Source organism: Rhizobium sp. SEMIA 4085, assembly GCF_013004495.1.
GTDB classification, from domain to species: Bacteria; Pseudomonadota; Alphaproteobacteria; order Rhizobiales; family Rhizobiaceae; genus Rhizobium; species Rhizobium gallicum.
The window spans coordinates 1-15390 of sequence record NZ_JABEPH010000117.1 but is presented as its reverse complement, the minus strand read 5'-3'; the positions used below and the strand labels follow the sequence as shown (position 1 = coordinate 15390).

The window sequence follows — 15390 nt, the reverse complement described above, 5'->3', positions numbered from 1 at the left end:
CCCGGAGTGACCCGCCCGGGCGGACCCCCCGAGGGCGCGCGGCGGCCCGAGCTCGCTGCCCCGCCGATCGACCGCGTCCGGGGTGAGCCGCTGATCCGCGTCCTCAAGGACGTTGCCTGCAAGCATGATCGCAGTTCCGCGCAGGTCGCGATCGCGTGGCTCCTCAAACAACCGGTAGTGTCGACCGTCATCATCGGCGCCAAACGGGTCGAGCAGCTGCGCGAAAACGTTCAGGCCACAGAGGTCCAGCTTGACCCGGACGACATGGCACGACTCGATTCCGCCAGCCACCTGCCGATCGAGTATCCGGGCTGGCTTCTGAATGCGCCGAGCAATCGCAGTTCGTAATCATTACCTGATCATTGCAGGATATATGGCCGTCGTTCGCCTGGGTTCCTCAAACTGCAACCCCATGTTCCATGTCTGCCAGCTACTGCAACGCGATAGAGGCGATTATCTTCCACACATCGCTCACAAGGAGATATTCATGCCGGCAGTCCTCGTTCACGGTGTTCCTGACACCCATCGCCTTTGGGATCCCGTTCGCTCACATCTGGCGCGCACCGATATCGTCGCGCTTGATCTCCCGGGCTTTGGCACGCCGCTGCCGTCAGGCTTCGCCTCGACCAAGGAGGAGTATCTCGACTGGTTGATCAAGCAGGTCGAGCAGATCGGCGAACCCGTGGACCTGGTCGGTCATGACTGGGGCTGCCTGCTGACAGGGCGCCTCGCGTCGGTCCGCCCCGATCTGGTGCGAACCTGGACCGGAATCAGCGGGCCCATCGATCCAGAATACCCATGGCACTATCTCGCCAAGATCTGGCAGACGCCAGGTGAAGGCGAGCAATGGATGAAGGACCTCGACCTCGAGGAATTTGCGGCGAAGCTCGTCGAGGCGCAGATGCCGCGAGATGCAGCGGATGAATCGGTTCGGCATCTCGATGCCACTATGCGGGCAAGCATTCTCGCACTTTACCGTTCCGCAATCGAGGTCGGCGCGGAGTGGAAGCCGGGTTTGAGCAGCATGACCGCGCCAGCGCTGGTGATCTGGGGCCTGGACGATCCGTTTTTGCCGCACCGCTTCGCCGACGAGCTCGGCAATGCCACACGCGCACGCGCCGTCGTGAAGCTGCGCAGCTCACATTGGCCGATGATAGAGCGTCCGGCCGATGTCGCGCGCGAACTCGAGGCCCATTGGACTCACGTTTAATTACCTGCGTTTGCCTTACTTGGGCTCAAACCCACGCAGCCGCAACGCGAACGGCAATGATTGGTCACCCGCTATGCGCCCAAGCATTTGTCCGGAAACGAAACCATGGTGAAGCAGCACGGCGAGCATTGCCCGGGTTGCACCAGACAGGAGCACGCCTACATGACAAATTCAGCAAACACCCGGATCGGCGTTGGCATCGTCGGCGCCAGTGCTGATCGAGGCTGGGGCGGAATTGCTCACGCCCCGGCGCTGCGGGCGCTCGATGCGTTCCAGATCCGCGCTGTCAGCACGACTCGTATAGAGAGTGCGAACGCGACCGCTAGCCGACTAGGCGCCGATCTTGCCTTTGACACACACCAGGCGCTGGTCCTGCGGCCGGAGGTCGACTTGGTGGTGGTTGCGGTTAAGGTGCCGGAGCACAAGCAGATCGTTTCTGACGCGCTCGCCGCGGGCAAGATGGTCTATTGCGAATGGCCGCTCGCGCGAAACCTATTGGAAGCCGAAGCGCTAGGGGGGCTTGCCCGCGAACGGCAGCTCAAGACGGTCATCGGGTTGCAGGGCGGCCTGCACCCGCCGATCCGTTACCTTCGCGACCTCATCCAGCAGGGCGTGATCGGCATGCCGCTCAGCACGAGCATCCGAGCGCATTTGACCGACGCCATGTGGGTCGGCCGATATGACCCGCCGTTCGAGTACATGGCTCGCGCAGAGAATGGCGCCACGCTTCAAAGCATCATGCTCGGCCACGCGCTCCAACCGCTCGCGCACGTACTCGGCGCATTTGAGAGCCTGTCCGCCGTCGTCGCCAATCAGCGAGGCGACGGTGTCCGCCTCTCGGATGGCACGTCCCTCCCGAAGGACGCGCCGGACGAGATCGTCGTCGCCGGCGTTCTCGAAGGCGGGATCGTCACTTCGCTGCACTACAGTGCCGGGCAGTCCGCCGGCTCGGCGATGGTGTGGGAGATCCAAGGCACCGAAGGCAGTCTGCGCGTCGAGACGGCATCGGGCTACATCCACTTCGGCGATGTGACCATCACTTTGCGCCGCGGCAGCGAGCCTGTCCAGCGGCTACAGGTCCCGCCCGCATATGCGGCTCCCGACCTGCAACTCGACGCACCCGCGGCTGGTGTCGCCCGCCTCTACGCCCAGTTCGCCGCCGACCTCCGCGATGGAACCGCCGATGCGCCGGACTTCGCGGTCGCGCTCGACCGTCACCGGGTGCTCGAGGCGATCACACAGGCCGCTGAAACGGGTCATCGCCAGCATCTGTCCCACTCAGCGTAGCCAACTCCGATCTCTGAAACCCGGGAAGCGCCCTGATCCGCCCCGCCGTCGCCCATCTACGCGCCCGACCGTAAGGCCGAGCGACCGTGTGAGCACCTGCCGGCTTTCGCGTACGCTCCAGGTCGACGGCCATGGCGGCTGCGGCGAAGATCGTCATCTCAGCTTTCCGTCGAAGCCCCCAGATACGTGTCAAATCTGGGCAAATCAGGGAAAATGCGGCGTATCGGTATTAGAAAGCTACAACTCGGTGGCAAGAGGGGCTCTTCGCGGATTAAGGCGCACCTTCCCACTTTGCGGGAGCACTAGCATGAGGATACTTCTGGTCGAGGACGAGGTGGAGTTCGCCAAAGCAATGCGCGGCGCCCTCGAACGCGATCGCTTCGTGGTCGACTGGGTGACTAGCATTTCGCTTGCCAGTGAAGCATCCCGGTCGCACCTGCACGAGCTCGTTCTGCTTGATCGTACACTCCCTGACGGCGACGGCCTCAGCCTTATTCCGCAGCTGCGGGCAGACAATCCGGGCGTGCCGATCATCGTCTTAAGCGCCCGTGGGGAGTTGACCGACCGAGTAGCCGGGCTCGACGATGGTGCCGACGATTACCTGGTGAAGCCTTTCGACCTGGCGGAAATGCTTGCTCGCATCCGGGCCGTGCAGCGCCGCCCGAACGAACTTGCACCAGACGAGATCGTCGTCGGTGACCTCGTATTCGACATGGCCTTTGGCGAAGCACGGGTTCACGGAACGCAGTTGGTACTGCAAAGGCGTGAAGTTGCAGTACTCACTGCGTTGATTCGGCGTCGCGGGCGCGTTGTCCTGCGCGAGACGATCGAGGAAGCAGTCTACGGCTTCGACGACGCTATCCAGTCGAACACACTCGATTCCCACATCTCACGCTTGCGTCGAAAATTCAGCGAAGCTGGTGCCGGCGTCGAGATTCATACGGTCAGAGGAGTGGGCTATTTGCTCAGGGCACAGGATTGAAGCGCTGTCAGCCATCATTGAAGACGCGCCTCGTTGCAAGGCAGCTGATCCTCCAGTTTCTGACGGTCGCGGCCGCCGCCATCGGCTTCATTATCTTTTTCGTAAATTCGTCTCTTGACGGGATGTATGTCGAGGAGGCCGTCGTAAAAGTCGCGGCAAACTCAATCGTTCGGGATGCGGCTGGAGCACCAATAGTGGAAGTGACGCCCGAGCTGGCGAAGCTTCGAGAGGAGTCGCCGGATCTCTGGTTCGCGGCCCGGCTTAGCGACGACAGTGTGGTTGCCTTCGGCCAGGTGCCGGCGGAGTACGCTCCTCTCGTTCCCCACCTCGACAAACTGTCTTCGGCAGACATGCGCGGGCAGTTCGATCCCTTTACCCTTTCCGCCCTCGTTCGACGGGAATCCGGCCCCGCTGGCGATATGAAGATCATTGCGCATGGTCGGGTCCAACCCTTCACAGCGCTCATCACAATAGCATCCAATCTCGTAGCGACTGCCGTTTTCCTCGCCCTGGCTCTCGTCTCCGTCGTCGTGACGCCAATGATCATCACGCGTGCCTTGGCCGGCGTCATAAAGACTGCGGAGGAAGCAGAGCGGATCGACGCCGGGCGCCGCGGCCTCCGTCTCTCGGAAGACAAGGTTCCACGGGAGATCGGCCCGCTCGTCCGCGCTGTCAATGAAGCTTTCGACCGTCTCGATGAAGGTTATGATCGCCAGAACCGCTTCATCGCGTCGGCCGCTCATGAACTGCGTACGCCGATCGCTATTTTGAGAATGAAGATCGACACCGCGAGCGACAAAGGCCTGCGGTCGCTCTTGCCGGACATATCACGGCTTGCGACGCTATCCGAACAACTGCTTGATCTTCATCGATTGGACAATGGCGCGCCGAGTGACCGGATCGACCTGGTCGCGCTCGCCCGTAGTGTCGCGGCGGATCTGACGCCAGTGCTGATCGCGGCGGGCAAGACCATCGAGGTGTTTGTTCAACAGCCCGGAATGATCATGGGCAATACCGGTTCGATAGAACGCGCGCTCACAAATCTCATCCAGAATGCTGTCGAGCATGGCGGGGACGAGGTGATCGTGCGGGTCAACGGCCCCTCCGTGGAAGTGGAGGATAACGGGCCCGGCATACCGGGAGAGGAACACGAGCGGGTGCTTGAACCCTTTCATCGGCTACGGCCGCGTTCTTCCGGTGCTGGCTTGGGTCTCAACCTGGTCAAACAGGTCATGGATCACCATAGCGGCCGCATCACGATCGCAGAGTCCCCCAGCGGTGGGGCGATCGTACGATTAGCGTTCACTGCGGTGTCGTGACCGCGGCCGAGGCAATGTTGCCGCAATGTTCCCTGCGCATCTACATGGACGGAGCGCTCTGCCGGGCTGCCTGCATCCATATTCGCGGTCGTGCGCGTTTGCAGTGAGCTGTGGTTGTGCCGCCACTGCGCCTAATCTGATGGCGTGGTGAGAAGCGACAGGTAGCTTTTCGCTCTTTCGGTAAACTCGCGGTCGATGTCGGAGAGGCCCTCAAGCCTTGCATGGCGGGCGTCGATTACCGCTTCGAGGCGATCTGTGATTTCCGGATCCGACGCACGGGCGTGATCGACCAGAGCGCGAACAACAGTTTTCAATACGAAATTCTGTGCGGAGAGTGCCAGCTGTTGTCGTTCACTCTTGTCTCTTTCGATATCCTCCTGCCGGTCTTTCTTCCCCCCTAGTGCTGCCGAATTGCCGCGCTCTTTCTCCCAGTGACGGGCAACGGAGCGGCCCATATAGAGGATCTTCCATGCCGTTTCTGGATCTCCGCCGGTGTTGGTTCTCAAGTCGGCCCCGCACAGGCGCAGGAACAGGTGGCGGAGGACGGCGTCCGCGAAGTAGTCTTGTGGTGATCTGCCGACACCGAGCGACTGAAGTTCATGCCCTGCGGTCTGGGCGGCGCGCTCAATGGCTTCATCGACAGCGGCGGTCAGGGTCTTATCTGCCTCCTGGAATAGGCGGGGCTCTTTCTGCATGCTATCCTCTAATGCCAGCTAGGCTCCTGGGCAGTGGCTCACTTGCGAAGAACCTCCTCCCACTCACGATGACGACGGGAGTAATTGCGGTCCCTTCTCATCAGGCGTCCTCGACCGCTTGCCGTATAAGGCGTTCACAGACCTTCCGGTTCCGCCAAGTGAATCTTATCTCGGAAACTATACCGCCCTGATAAAGGGTTCCTGATGCACGACAATCGGTGCATGATAGGGGACTCGGCCATAAAGGTCGACGATGTCGTGGTTGATCAATCTGACGCATCCGGAAGAGACGCTCTTGCCGATAGACTGCCACTCGGGACTACCGTGCAACCGATATAGAGTGTCTTGCCGGTTCTGGAAGATGTAGAGCGCCCGTGCCCCGAGCGGATTCATGATCCCGGGATCCATGCCACCGTTTGCAACGGAATATATTTCCAGCTCCGGCTGACGAGCGATCATCTCTGCAGGAGGTTTCCATCGTGGCCATGGCTGGCGCCAGTGGATGATACCCTCGCCCTCCCAGGCAAAGCCATCTCGGCCTATGCCGACGCCGTAGCGCATGGCCGTACCGCCCTCTTCAACAAGATACAAGAAGCGGTTGGGCGTATCGACGACCACCGTGCCAGCCTTTTCTCCCGTCGGGTCAGCAACACGCTGGCGATAATACTTCGGGTCCATATTCTGGTAGGGGATGGCAGGTATGAAATGCCCTCCGTCCTCGAATGCCGCATAACGAGCTTGAAGCTCAGGATCTGATGAAATTGGCGACGGTGATTGAACCTGCTTCGAGAGCGTCATCTGCTCCGGCGTTCGGTTGTTCGTCGCGCAGCCGGCAAGAGCAGCGGCAGCGGGGCCAAGAAGAAAGGTGCGGCGGGATAAATGATGGGTCACTAGCTGCATAGATTGTACTCACTGGTCTCTAACCGTTGCCAGAACGGGAACATGTCTGGACCAGAAGAACAATTTCGAGCAAGTAATGTCTATCGTTTATGGAGTGATTGCGCCCATAACTGATTGTTATATGACACATCCTAAATCATCCGCACTTTGGCTTATTCCTTCAATTTCTTTCAGACGCGGCATGACGAAGTCGGTAAAGGCGCGCACCACGGGACGCATGAACTTGTTCGACGGGTAAGCAAGGAACGCCTCGGTCGGCTTCACTGCGTAGGCGGGAAGCACGCGCACAAGCCTGCCTTCGGCGATCAGGTCTGTTACGAGACACCATTGCACCTGTCCGATCCCCCGACCCGCCAGGAGCGTGTTGAGAAGAACGTGAGCGTCATTCGTCCGGAAGACAGGTTTGACCGGAATCTCGATTGTCGGAGATGCAGATCGCATCAGCGGCAACATATTCTTGCCCGACAGGACGACGAAGGTCGAAATTATGCTGAGACTTGACAACTGCTCCGGAGACCTCACCTCGCCGACGCGTTCGAGATAGCTGGGAGCGGCAACGAGAATACGTTGCATCCAGCCGAAGCGCCGGGCAATGACCTCCTGAGCCTCTATCCGGCCATAGCGTAGGGTGAGATCAAAATTCTCATAGATGAGATCGACGGTACGATCGTCCAAGACAAGATCGACGGCAATTTTTGGATACAGGTCCTGAAAATCCAGAAGGATGCCGTGAAGGTGCTTTGAACCGATACAGGATGGCGCGTGAATGCGGAGGTTGCCTTCGATGTCGCCTACGTTCAAGCGGATACCCTCAAGGGCAGCATCGATGGATGCGATCGCGCCGCGGCTTGCCTCGTAAAGTTCCACACCGTGTGCGGTCGGGCGGATATTCTGCGGCGATCGCTCGAGAAGCCGTGCATTCAGATGTCGCTCAAGATTGAGAAGATGTTTTGTAACAGCGGGCTGCGAGATACCGAGATCTCGCGCCGCGCCGGTCATGGAGCCCTTCTCTACTGTTCTGATGAATGCCTTCAGGGCTGCGTTCAAATCCACTTATAACTCCTGGCTATCACATCGGTGATGCCATAACTAAAATGCGAATGTGGCCATGCCGCGACTGATCGTGAGTTCAGAAGCCCGTATTTCGAGGTTTAAGGTCGGGGCCTTTTGGGGTGAGCTGATTCTCTGCCTCGAACTCAGTCGTGACGACCACTGCAACGTTCCCGAACGTTGTCCGAAGGATGTATGACTAACGCGCCGCGCGCTGATTTTTCTCGGTTGTGTGCTTAGCGCCGGAAAGGCGCTTCCAAGCGGGGATCGGACTGCTCCCAGAGCATTTTCCAAACTCAGACAATGTTGCCGCAATCTTCTCCTGCTCTGTGGGGTTTTGGCTGGTCATGGCGGCCGCGGGGCGCCGCTGTGTCTCGCTCGCGTCGCCAACAAACCACCAGCGCTCATTCTCGAAAGGAGATCAACAGAATGCTGCAACGCCCTTCCATTGACAATCGTCGGCCCGCGGTAACCATCCTCTCCATCGCCCTTCTTGGCCTCGCTTTATCAGCGTGTGTGTCGGCGGAAGAACGGCAGTACAGGGACGCGAATACCTGCCAGAGCTTTGGGGCACCCTACGGGTCTCGCGCTTATACGAACTGCATGCTGGAACAACAGGCGCGGCGCGACAACGCGCGACGGGAGTCGCTCGAGCGGACCCGATTGACGCAAGAGATTGCGAGAGACGCTCAGGTTATGGCCGATCGCGCGCGCTGGGACCGCTGCCGGCGGGATCCTGATCGGCGCGAGTGCAGGCGATAGTCGGCCGCTGATATTTCTGTACGCCGGCTCCACGTCGCCGCGGCAGACGCTGCGGCGCCCGACAACAAGGGGTTCCTCATGAGATTGCTTATCCCGCACTTTTTATGGCGCAGGTCCTCACCCAAGCGCGAGGCACGGCGTTCGTTGCGAACGGGGCTGGCCGCCCTGTCGGCGACAGCATTGGCCATTGCTCTCCTGCCGCAAATTAGCGGGGCTTCCGAAAACAAGGGAAACACGATGACCTATCCGCCCACCGAGCGCACCGACACGGTCGACACGCATTTCGGCACAACGGTGGCCGACCCCTATCGCTGGCTGGAAAGCGACATCCGTCGCGATGGGAAGGTTGAAGCCTGGATTACCAAGCAGAAAAATTTGACCGAAGACTACCTCGCCACGCTTCCAGGTCGCGACCTGTTCAAGCTGCGCCTCCAGGCGCTTTTCGACCACGAACGCTCCCGATGCCACCTGAAAAGCGCGGCGATCGTTATTTCTTCGTCCGAAGTGCCGGTTTGGAGGCGCAACCCGTCCTGTATGTCCGCGAGAACGGAACGGATCGCGTTGTAGTCGACCCCAACAGTTGGTCTGAGGACGGAGCAACCGCGCTCGCCGAATGGGCGGTTTCGCATAACGGCCGCTATCTCGCCTACGCCATCCAGGAAGGCGGCGCCGATTGGCGGATCATACGCGTGATGGATATCGACACCGGCAGGATCCTCGATGACGAGATCCGCTGGGCGCGCTTCACGAAGATCGGGTGGGCGCAGGATGATTCCGGCTTCTTTTACTCCCGCAATGCCGAGCCAGAAGAAGGTGCCGCCTTCGAAGCGCAGGTGCTCGAGCATACCGTCAACTTCCACCGACTTGAGACGCCGCAGTCACAGGACCGTCTTATCCACGCTTCCGACACTGATCAGCCGCTCATCCACATGGCGTTGACGACGGCGGACGGCCGCTATGTCGTGATCTATTCATCGCGGCTTGGAGGCGGCAACGGCATTACCGTCATTGATCTGGCGGAGGGATGGACGCCCGAAACGCTGGTCTCCTCGCTCGATCATGCATGGACCTTGATAGGAAACGTCGGCGCGCGGTTGTTCTTCACCACGCAGGAAGGCGCCGAACGCGGCAAGGTCGTCGCCATCGACTTCGATGCGAAAAAGCCGGCTTTCCAAGACATTGTCCCGCATCGGGACGATGCCGTCATTCTCGGAAGCAATATCGTCGGCGATCGGCTCGTGGTTTCCTACATGGTGGATGCAAAGACGCAGGTCGAGCGCTTCAAGCTGGACGGCACGCGCGATGGTGTTGTTGAACTTCCCAGCACCGGCACGGCTGGCGCCTTCAGGGGGGGGCCTGGCGACAATGAGTCATTCTACGTCTTCAGCAGTCAGGATACGCCAACTACGATCTATCGTTACGACGTGGCGACCAACACGAGCACTGTCTGGACGAAGCCCCGGATTGCGAGCGATCTCGATCAACTCGTCGTGGAGCAGCATTTCTTTGCCTCGAAGGATGGTACACGCATTCCGATGTTCGTCATGAGGCGTAAGGACGTGACAGGCCCGGCGCCGACCATGCTGTACGGCTATGGCGGCTTCGGAATTCCGCTCATCCCATATTTCTCTGCGGAAGCGCTAGCGTGGGTGGAGCAAGGCGGCGTCTACGCCATGCCCAATATCCGCGGCGGTGGCGAATATGGCCGGGCGTGGCACGAAGCCGGGCGGCTAGCGAACAAGCAGAACAGCTTTGACGACTTCATCGCCGCTGCGGAATTCCTGACGCGCGAGGGCATTACGCCGCCCGACGGGCTGGCGATCCACGGCGGATCGAACGGTGGCCTTCTGGTTGGAGCGGTGGTGAACCAGCGTCCGGATCTCTTTGCCGCGGCCTTGCCCGATGTCGCCGTGCTGGACATGCTGCGCTTCCCCCTGTTCACGGGCGGACCGTTCTGGACTCAGGAATACGGTGACCCGGCGGTGCAAGCCGACTTCAAGAACCTTCTGTCCTATTCACCGCTCCACAACGTCCAGGACGGCACGGACTATCCTGCCATCCTGACCACGACCGGCGACACGGACGATCGAGTAGTGCCGGCGCACTCGTTCAAATATGTGGCCGCGCTCCAGGCAGCCGCCCTTGGAAATCGGCCTCGGCTCCTACGCGTCGAAACGAAAGCGGGACACGGAGCGGGCAAGCCGACGGACAAAATCATCGCGCAGACGGCGGACATGTGGGCCTTCGCGGCACACTGGTCAGGCCTGCGCCTCCAAACCGGAAGGTAACCGACGGCGGCGGCCGTCCCGCCTTCGTCGGCAGCGAGTTCGTGGCTCGCTTGGTGTGCGCTTGTTGCTGATGGCGACAAGCGCACACGTCCATTTCGGGGATTTAGCGTCTGATCGCAGTGCTCTGGCGTGGTGGAGCGCAGTTTTGGGCTATTGTGGGATACTGTAGCGTGGTTGCGGGGGCGGGATTTGAACCTGCGGCTCTTCACGCTCGCGCCCATAGGAGCTAACTGCGTCGTGTCACCATGGCAGCCTCCACAGCACTCAAGCCGGAGGAAAGCGCCTTTAGGCCGTCCTCGCCAAGAAGGAACGCTACTTCCGCCGAATAGTTAACGGCGAGCATCGTCAGCTCGCCATAGGCAGTGCTTCCGGCAGCCGTCAACTCGAGATATTCGAGGCGGCGGTCGTCTTCGTGCTGCGTCCGCTTCAGCCAGCGGCGTCTCTCAAGTGAGAAAACCGCCCGGCTGACCTTGGTCTTGTGCATAGTCGAATGAACGCCGATCTCCTTTGCCGTCATACGCCCCGAACTCCCAAGTGCTGCCAACGTGCGCCACTCCGGCCGCGTCAGGCCATACTTGGCCTTGTAGGCGGCTGCAAAACGCAGCGCGATGAACTCCGCGGCGCGATTGAGGCGAAACGGCAGGAACTGCTCGAGGTCGAACTCGCCGTTATTCATGGCTTCCTTGATAGTTACAAAATCGACAGTTACGTTTGTAACCATATCTGCAGAGGAGGTGCAAGCGATGCTGGACAAGACGAGGAGCACGGCTGCCGATGCCGTCGTCAACAATCCGCAATACATGCCGGGCTTTGGCAATGATTTCGAGACGGAATCCTTGCCCGGTGCGCTGCCGCAGGGCCAGAACAGTCCGCAGAAATGCAATTACGGGCTCTATGCCGAACAACTGTCAGGCTCGCCTTTCACCGCGCCGCGCGGCACCAACGAACGGTCCTGGCTCTACCGCATTCGCCCGAGCGTGCGCCATACAGGCCGTTTTTCCAACGCCAGTTATCCCTTCTGGAAATCAGCACCCTGTCTCGATGATCATTCGCTGCCGCTCAGCCAGCTGCGTTGGAACCCGATCCCGGCACCGGCGGAAGAACTCAGCTTCCTCGCCGGCATCCGCACGATGACGGCGGCCGGCGATGTCATGACCCAGACCGGCATGGCGGCCCATGCCTATGTCTTCAATGGGGACATGGTTGATGACTATTTCTTCGATGCTGATGGAGAATTACTGGTCGTGCCGCAGCTTGGCGCCATCCGCGTGTTCACCGAAATGGGCATCATCGACGTCGAGCCTTTGGAGATCTGCCTTATTCCCCGCGGCATGATGTTCAAGGTAACGCGCCTCGGCGAGGGCGCCGAGTGGCGCGGTTATATTTGCGAGAACTATGGCGCCAAGTTCACGCTGCCAGATCGCGGACCGATAGGCGCCAATTGCCTTGCCAACCCGCGCGACTTCAAGACGCCGGCGGCCGCCTACGAGGACAAGGAAATCCCGTGCCGTCTCCACGTCAAATGGTGCGGCAAGTTCTATGCGACAGAAATCGGCCATTCGCCACTCGACGTCGTGGCCTGGCACGGCAACTATGCGCCGTTCAAGTATGATCTGCGCACTTTCGCACCCGTCGGCGCAATCCTCTTCGACCATCCGGATCCCTCGATTTTTACTGTGCTGACGGCGCCTTCGGGCGAAGAAGGGACGGCCAATGTCGATTTCGTCATCTTTCCGCCGCGATGGCTGGTGGCAGAACATACCTTTCGTCCGCCCTGGTACCACCGTAACATCATGAGCGAGTTCATGGGGCTCATCCATGGTCAATACGATGCCAAGGCGGAGGGTTTCGTGCCGGGGGGGATGAGCCTGCACAACATGATGCTGCCGCATGGGCCGGACGCCATGGGCTTCGAAAAGGCATCCAGCGTCGATCTGCAACCCGTGAAGCTCGACCAGACGATGGCCTTCATGTTCGAGACCCGCTATCCGCAGCAACTGACACGATACGCAGCCGAGCTTGAGACCCTGCAAGATAACTATCTCGAATGCTGGGACGGCCTGGAGCGCAAATTCGACGGAACACCCGGCATCAAGTGAAGCCGCTTACCGGCTACTCAAGAAACGGAACTCAAACGCATGAAGCTTGCAACCCTCAAGGACTCCACCCGTGACGGCCGCCTTGTCGTCGTTTCCAAAGACCTCAGCCAATGCTCCGAAGTCGGCCATATCGCGCGGACGCTTCAGGCCGCGCTCGACGACTGGGCACACGCCGCGCCACGCCTAGCAGCCGTTGCGGAGGGTCTGGAAACCGGCGCGCAGCCAGCCATGCGTTTTCACGAGCACGATGCCGCATCGCCGCTCCCGCGCGCTTATCAATGGGCGGATGGTTCAGCTTACGTCAACCACGTCGAGCTGGTTCGCAAGGCGCGCAACGCCGAGATGCCGGCAACCTTCTGGGCCGAGCCATTGATGTATCAAGGTGGCTCCGACAGCTTTCTAGGGCCACGCGACGCCATTTTGATGGCGGACGAGTCCTATGGTATCGACATGGAAGCGGAGATCGCCGTCATCGTCGATGACGTGCCAATGGGCTCCACCATCGACGAAGCGCGCAGCGCCATCCGGCTCGTCATGATCGTCAACGATGTTTCCCTGCGCGGCTTGATCCCGGCCGAACTTGCAAAAGGTTTCGGATTCTTCCAGTCAAAACCCTCCTCTGCATTCTCGCCGGTTGCGGTAACCATAGACGAGCTTGGTGATGCCTGGCATGGCGGCAAGCTGCATCTGCCGCTCCTCGTCGACCTCAACGGCCAGCCCTTCGGGCGCGCTAATGCCGGTATCGACATGACCTTCGATTTCGGTAAGCTTATCGCCCACGCTGCCAAGACCCGACCGCTTGGCGCCGGCACCATCATCGGCTCCGGGACGGTCTCCAACAAGCTGGAGGACGGGCCGGGTAAACCGATTTCGCAAGGCGGCGCCGGCTATTCCTGCATCGCTGAGATCCGCATGATCGAAACGATCGAGACCGGCGCGGCCGCAACACCCTTCATGAGGTTCGGCGATACCGTCCGCATCGAGATGAAGGATGCGCACGGGCGCTCGATCTTCGGAGCCATCGAGCAGGTCGTTGCGAGATACGAAAGGCAGTGAGGTCAGACATGGCCAGCGATACCGTTCTTTTCGATTACTGGCGCTCTTCGGCAAGCTATCGCGTCCGGATTGCACTCAACATGCTGGCAATCCCTTATCGGTCGGTTCCCGTCGATCTCCTGGCAAGCCAACACAAGCAGGCGGCTCATCTCGAGCGAAATCCCCAGGGTCTAGTTCCCGTGCTTGCCATCGACGACGAGATGCTGACGCAGTCGCTCGCCATCATCGAGTATCTTTCGGAAACGCGGCCGAACGCAGGCCTGCTGCCCTCGGATGCTTTGGGTCGCCAGCGCGTCAGGGCGCTTTCCTATGCCATCGCAATGGACATTCATCCTATCTGCAATCTGAGCGTCGTTTCCCACGTCATGCAGCAATCGGACGATCCGAACGCTGCCCGGCTGGCATGGATGGGCAAATTCATCCGCGAGGGTCTTGGCGCCTTTGAGCGTATGTTGAAGGCGCCGGAATCTGGTGAGTTCTGCCACGCAGATCAGCCCACCATGGCCGACCTTTGCCTCGTGCCGCAGTTCTACAATGCTCGGCGATGGAACGTCGATCTTTCTGCCTTCCCGCGCGCGACGGCCATCGCAGAGAAATGCGAAAGGCTGCCTGCGTTTGCTGCGGCTCATCCCGATCGGGCGGCGGCCTCGAATTCTTCGGCCAACTAGAAGAAGCACTTATTCATTCTTGAATACCAGGCAGACGCCGCCGCGCTTGCGCACCTCGGTGCAGACCTGATTTGCCTCCGTCCTCGTTTGACGGGCAGCGCGAGCGACATATCGCGGCCGGTAACCGAAGCTGCGGTCACGCTGGCGTAAAATCAGCGGTTTCTCGGCGTTCAGAGGCGCCGGCAACTTGCGAACGTCTTCGAGGAAAAGACTGCGTGCCGCTGCAGGATCGAAGTGCGCGGCGAGTTGCGCGCCCCAAGGCGCCCACTCGCCTTCGGGCTGCCAAGGCGCATTTTTTAAACGGCGGCTTTCGGCAAGAGCGGTGCAAGCCTCCAGGAAGGTCTTGTCCTTGTCGAGTTCACGTGCCGCTTTCTCGGGCGGGCTTTTTTTCCATTCTTCAACGCTGTGTGCGGTTATCGCCGTGACATAGCTTCGTGTTTCGAAAGGCAACGTGCCATGTTCGAGGAATGACGAAAGACCGTTTTCGCCGGCATTATAGGCTGCCGCCGCAAGCCCCAGGTTACCGAATCGGTTACGCAGTTCATTAAGATAGGCCGCCGATGCCTGCAGCGCACTCAGCGCATCATAACTGTTTTCCAAGCCGCGCAGCTTGGCAGTGCCCGGCATGAATTGGGCGATTCCTTCAGCGCCTTTCGGACTTAGCGCATCGGGGCGGAAACGGCTTTCCCGCCAGATGAGCCGTGCAAAATAATCAGGAGGAAGTCGGTTAGCACGCGCAAAATGATCGATGGCCGTGCAGATGTCGGCGCTGAAGCTCTCCTTTCTAACGCAAAGGGCCGGCCCGATTGCGGAAGCCTCTAGAGAATAAAGGCATGCCGGCGGCGCGGCACTCCATTCGGGCTGGGAATGCGCACGGTGGCTGCCAGAAAAAGTGGCAATGAACGCAGCTGCGATCGGCGCAAGTCTTTCAGCTGCCTTCCCTATGGAGCCCCTCATCGGTGCCCTCTCCCCTACTCCATCGGACCGTCGGGGCGAGACTATCACAAAATTGCGCGGAAGCCGCCTATCGCAGACGGCCGCGCACAGCCGAGGACCCGCCAACAGCGGCACGCG

15 protein-coding genes are annotated in these 15390 nt (G+C 60.2%); 10 read left to right on the top strand and 5 right to left on the bottom strand.

Features of this window, described 5'->3' with window-relative positions:
• The 5 genes from C9413_RS13955 to C9413_RS13935 form a co-directional block, all read left to right on the top strand.
• Positions 1–348, top strand: a 348-nt coding sequence (locus C9413_RS13955) for an aldo/keto reductase (RefSeq protein ID WP_170250562.1), incomplete at its 5' end; no start/stop codon positions are given.
• 139 nt (positions 349–487) lie between these two features.
• Entirely contained in the window at positions 488–1210 is a 723-nt protein-coding gene (locus C9413_RS13950) for an alpha/beta hydrolase (protein ID WP_040116508.1), read from the top strand.
• Between the two features lie 162 nt (positions 1211–1372).
• Positions 1373–2497: a Gfo/Idh/MocA family oxidoreductase gene (locus C9413_RS13945; RefSeq protein ID WP_040116507.1), complete on the top strand. Its 1125-nt coding sequence runs from the start codon at positions 1373–1375 to the stop codon at positions 2495–2497.
• A 307-nt stretch (positions 2498–2804) separates the two neighbouring features.
• On the top strand, positions 2805–3479 hold the full coding sequence (locus C9413_RS13940; RefSeq protein WP_040115090.1) for a response regulator transcription factor: 675 nt from the start codon (positions 2805–2807) through the stop codon (positions 3477–3479).
• Between the two features lie 17 nt (positions 3480–3496).
• Positions 3497–4798 (top strand): HAMP domain-containing sensor histidine kinase, encoded by a 1302-nt coding sequence (locus C9413_RS13935; RefSeq protein WP_223844127.1) that lies wholly within the window; start codon positions 3497–3499, stop codon positions 4796–4798.
• 131 nt (positions 4799–4929) lie between these two features.
• On the opposite strand, the gene C9413_RS13930 is transcribed toward C9413_RS13935, so the two are convergent.
• From C9413_RS13930 to C9413_RS13920, 3 genes are all read right to left on the bottom strand, one after another.
• On the bottom strand, positions 4930–5493 hold the full coding sequence (locus tag C9413_RS13930; RefSeq protein ID WP_040115088.1) for a hypothetical protein: 564 nt from the start codon (positions 5491–5493) through the stop codon (positions 4930–4932).
• 177 nt (positions 5494–5670) lie between these two features.
• A complete protein-coding gene (locus tag C9413_RS13925; protein WP_040115087.1) occupies positions 5671–6393 on the bottom strand; it encodes a L,D-transpeptidase in 723 nt (240 codons plus the stop codon).
• 117 nt (positions 6394–6510) lie between these two features.
• Complete coding sequence (locus C9413_RS13920) at positions 6511–7446, bottom strand: LysR family transcriptional regulator (protein WP_040115086.1); 936 nt, start codon at positions 7444–7446, stop codon at positions 6511–6513.
• A gap of 843 nt (positions 7447–8289) precedes the next feature.
• Here C9413_RS13920 and C9413_RS32710 point away from each other — a divergent pair.
• Together C9413_RS32710 and C9413_RS13915 are read left to right on the top strand one after the other, a co-directional pair.
• On the top strand, positions 8290–8772 hold the full coding sequence (locus C9413_RS32710; RefSeq protein WP_210263495.1) for a hypothetical protein: 483 nt from the start codon (positions 8290–8292) through the stop codon (positions 8770–8772).
• Complete coding sequence (locus C9413_RS13915) at positions 8718–10493, top strand: prolyl oligopeptidase family serine peptidase (RefSeq protein ID WP_246703752.1); 1776 nt, start codon at positions 8718–8720, stop codon at positions 10491–10493. Before C9413_RS32710 ends, C9413_RS13915 begins: the two co-directional genes overlap by 55 nt.
• A gap of 226 nt (positions 10494–10719) precedes the next feature.
• On the opposite strand, the gene C9413_RS13910 is transcribed toward C9413_RS13915, so the two are convergent.
• Positions 10720–11169 (bottom strand): MarR family transcriptional regulator, encoded by a 450-nt coding sequence (locus C9413_RS13910; RefSeq protein WP_040116506.1) that lies wholly within the window; start codon positions 11167–11169, stop codon positions 10720–10722.
• 67 nt (positions 11170–11236) lie between these two features.
• On the opposite strand from C9413_RS13910, the gene hmgA reads away from it, so the two are divergent.
• Genes hmgA through maiA form a run of 3 tightly spaced genes read left to right on the top strand, consistent with a single transcriptional unit; the run spans position 11237 to position 14316 of the window.
• Positions 11237–12592 carry a homogentisate 1,2-dioxygenase gene (hmgA, locus tag C9413_RS13905; RefSeq protein WP_133938222.1) on the top strand — a complete coding sequence of 452 codons (1356 nt, stop codon included), beginning with the start codon at positions 11237–11239 and terminating at the stop codon, positions 12590–12592.
• Between the two features lie 39 nt (positions 12593–12631).
• The gene (locus C9413_RS13900) at positions 12632–13648 is read left to right on the top strand and encodes a fumarylacetoacetate hydrolase family protein (RefSeq protein WP_040115083.1); all 1017 of its coding nucleotides are present in this window, start codon (positions 12632–12634) and stop codon (positions 13646–13648) included.
• 8 nt (positions 13649–13656) lie between these two features.
• The gene (maiA, locus tag C9413_RS13895) at positions 13657–14316 is read left to right on the top strand and encodes a maleylacetoacetate isomerase (protein ID WP_133938220.1); all 660 of its coding nucleotides are present in this window, start codon (positions 13657–13659) and stop codon (positions 14314–14316) included.
• 9 nt (positions 14317–14325) lie between these two features.
• Here the strand turns inward: maiA and C9413_RS13890 are convergent, their stop codons facing one another.
• The gene (locus C9413_RS13890; protein ID WP_040116504.1) at positions 14326–15261 is read right to left on the bottom strand and encodes a lytic transglycosylase domain-containing protein; all 936 of its coding nucleotides are present in this window, start codon (positions 15259–15261) and stop codon (positions 14326–14328) included.
• Positions 15262–15390: the final 129 nt, after the last annotated feature.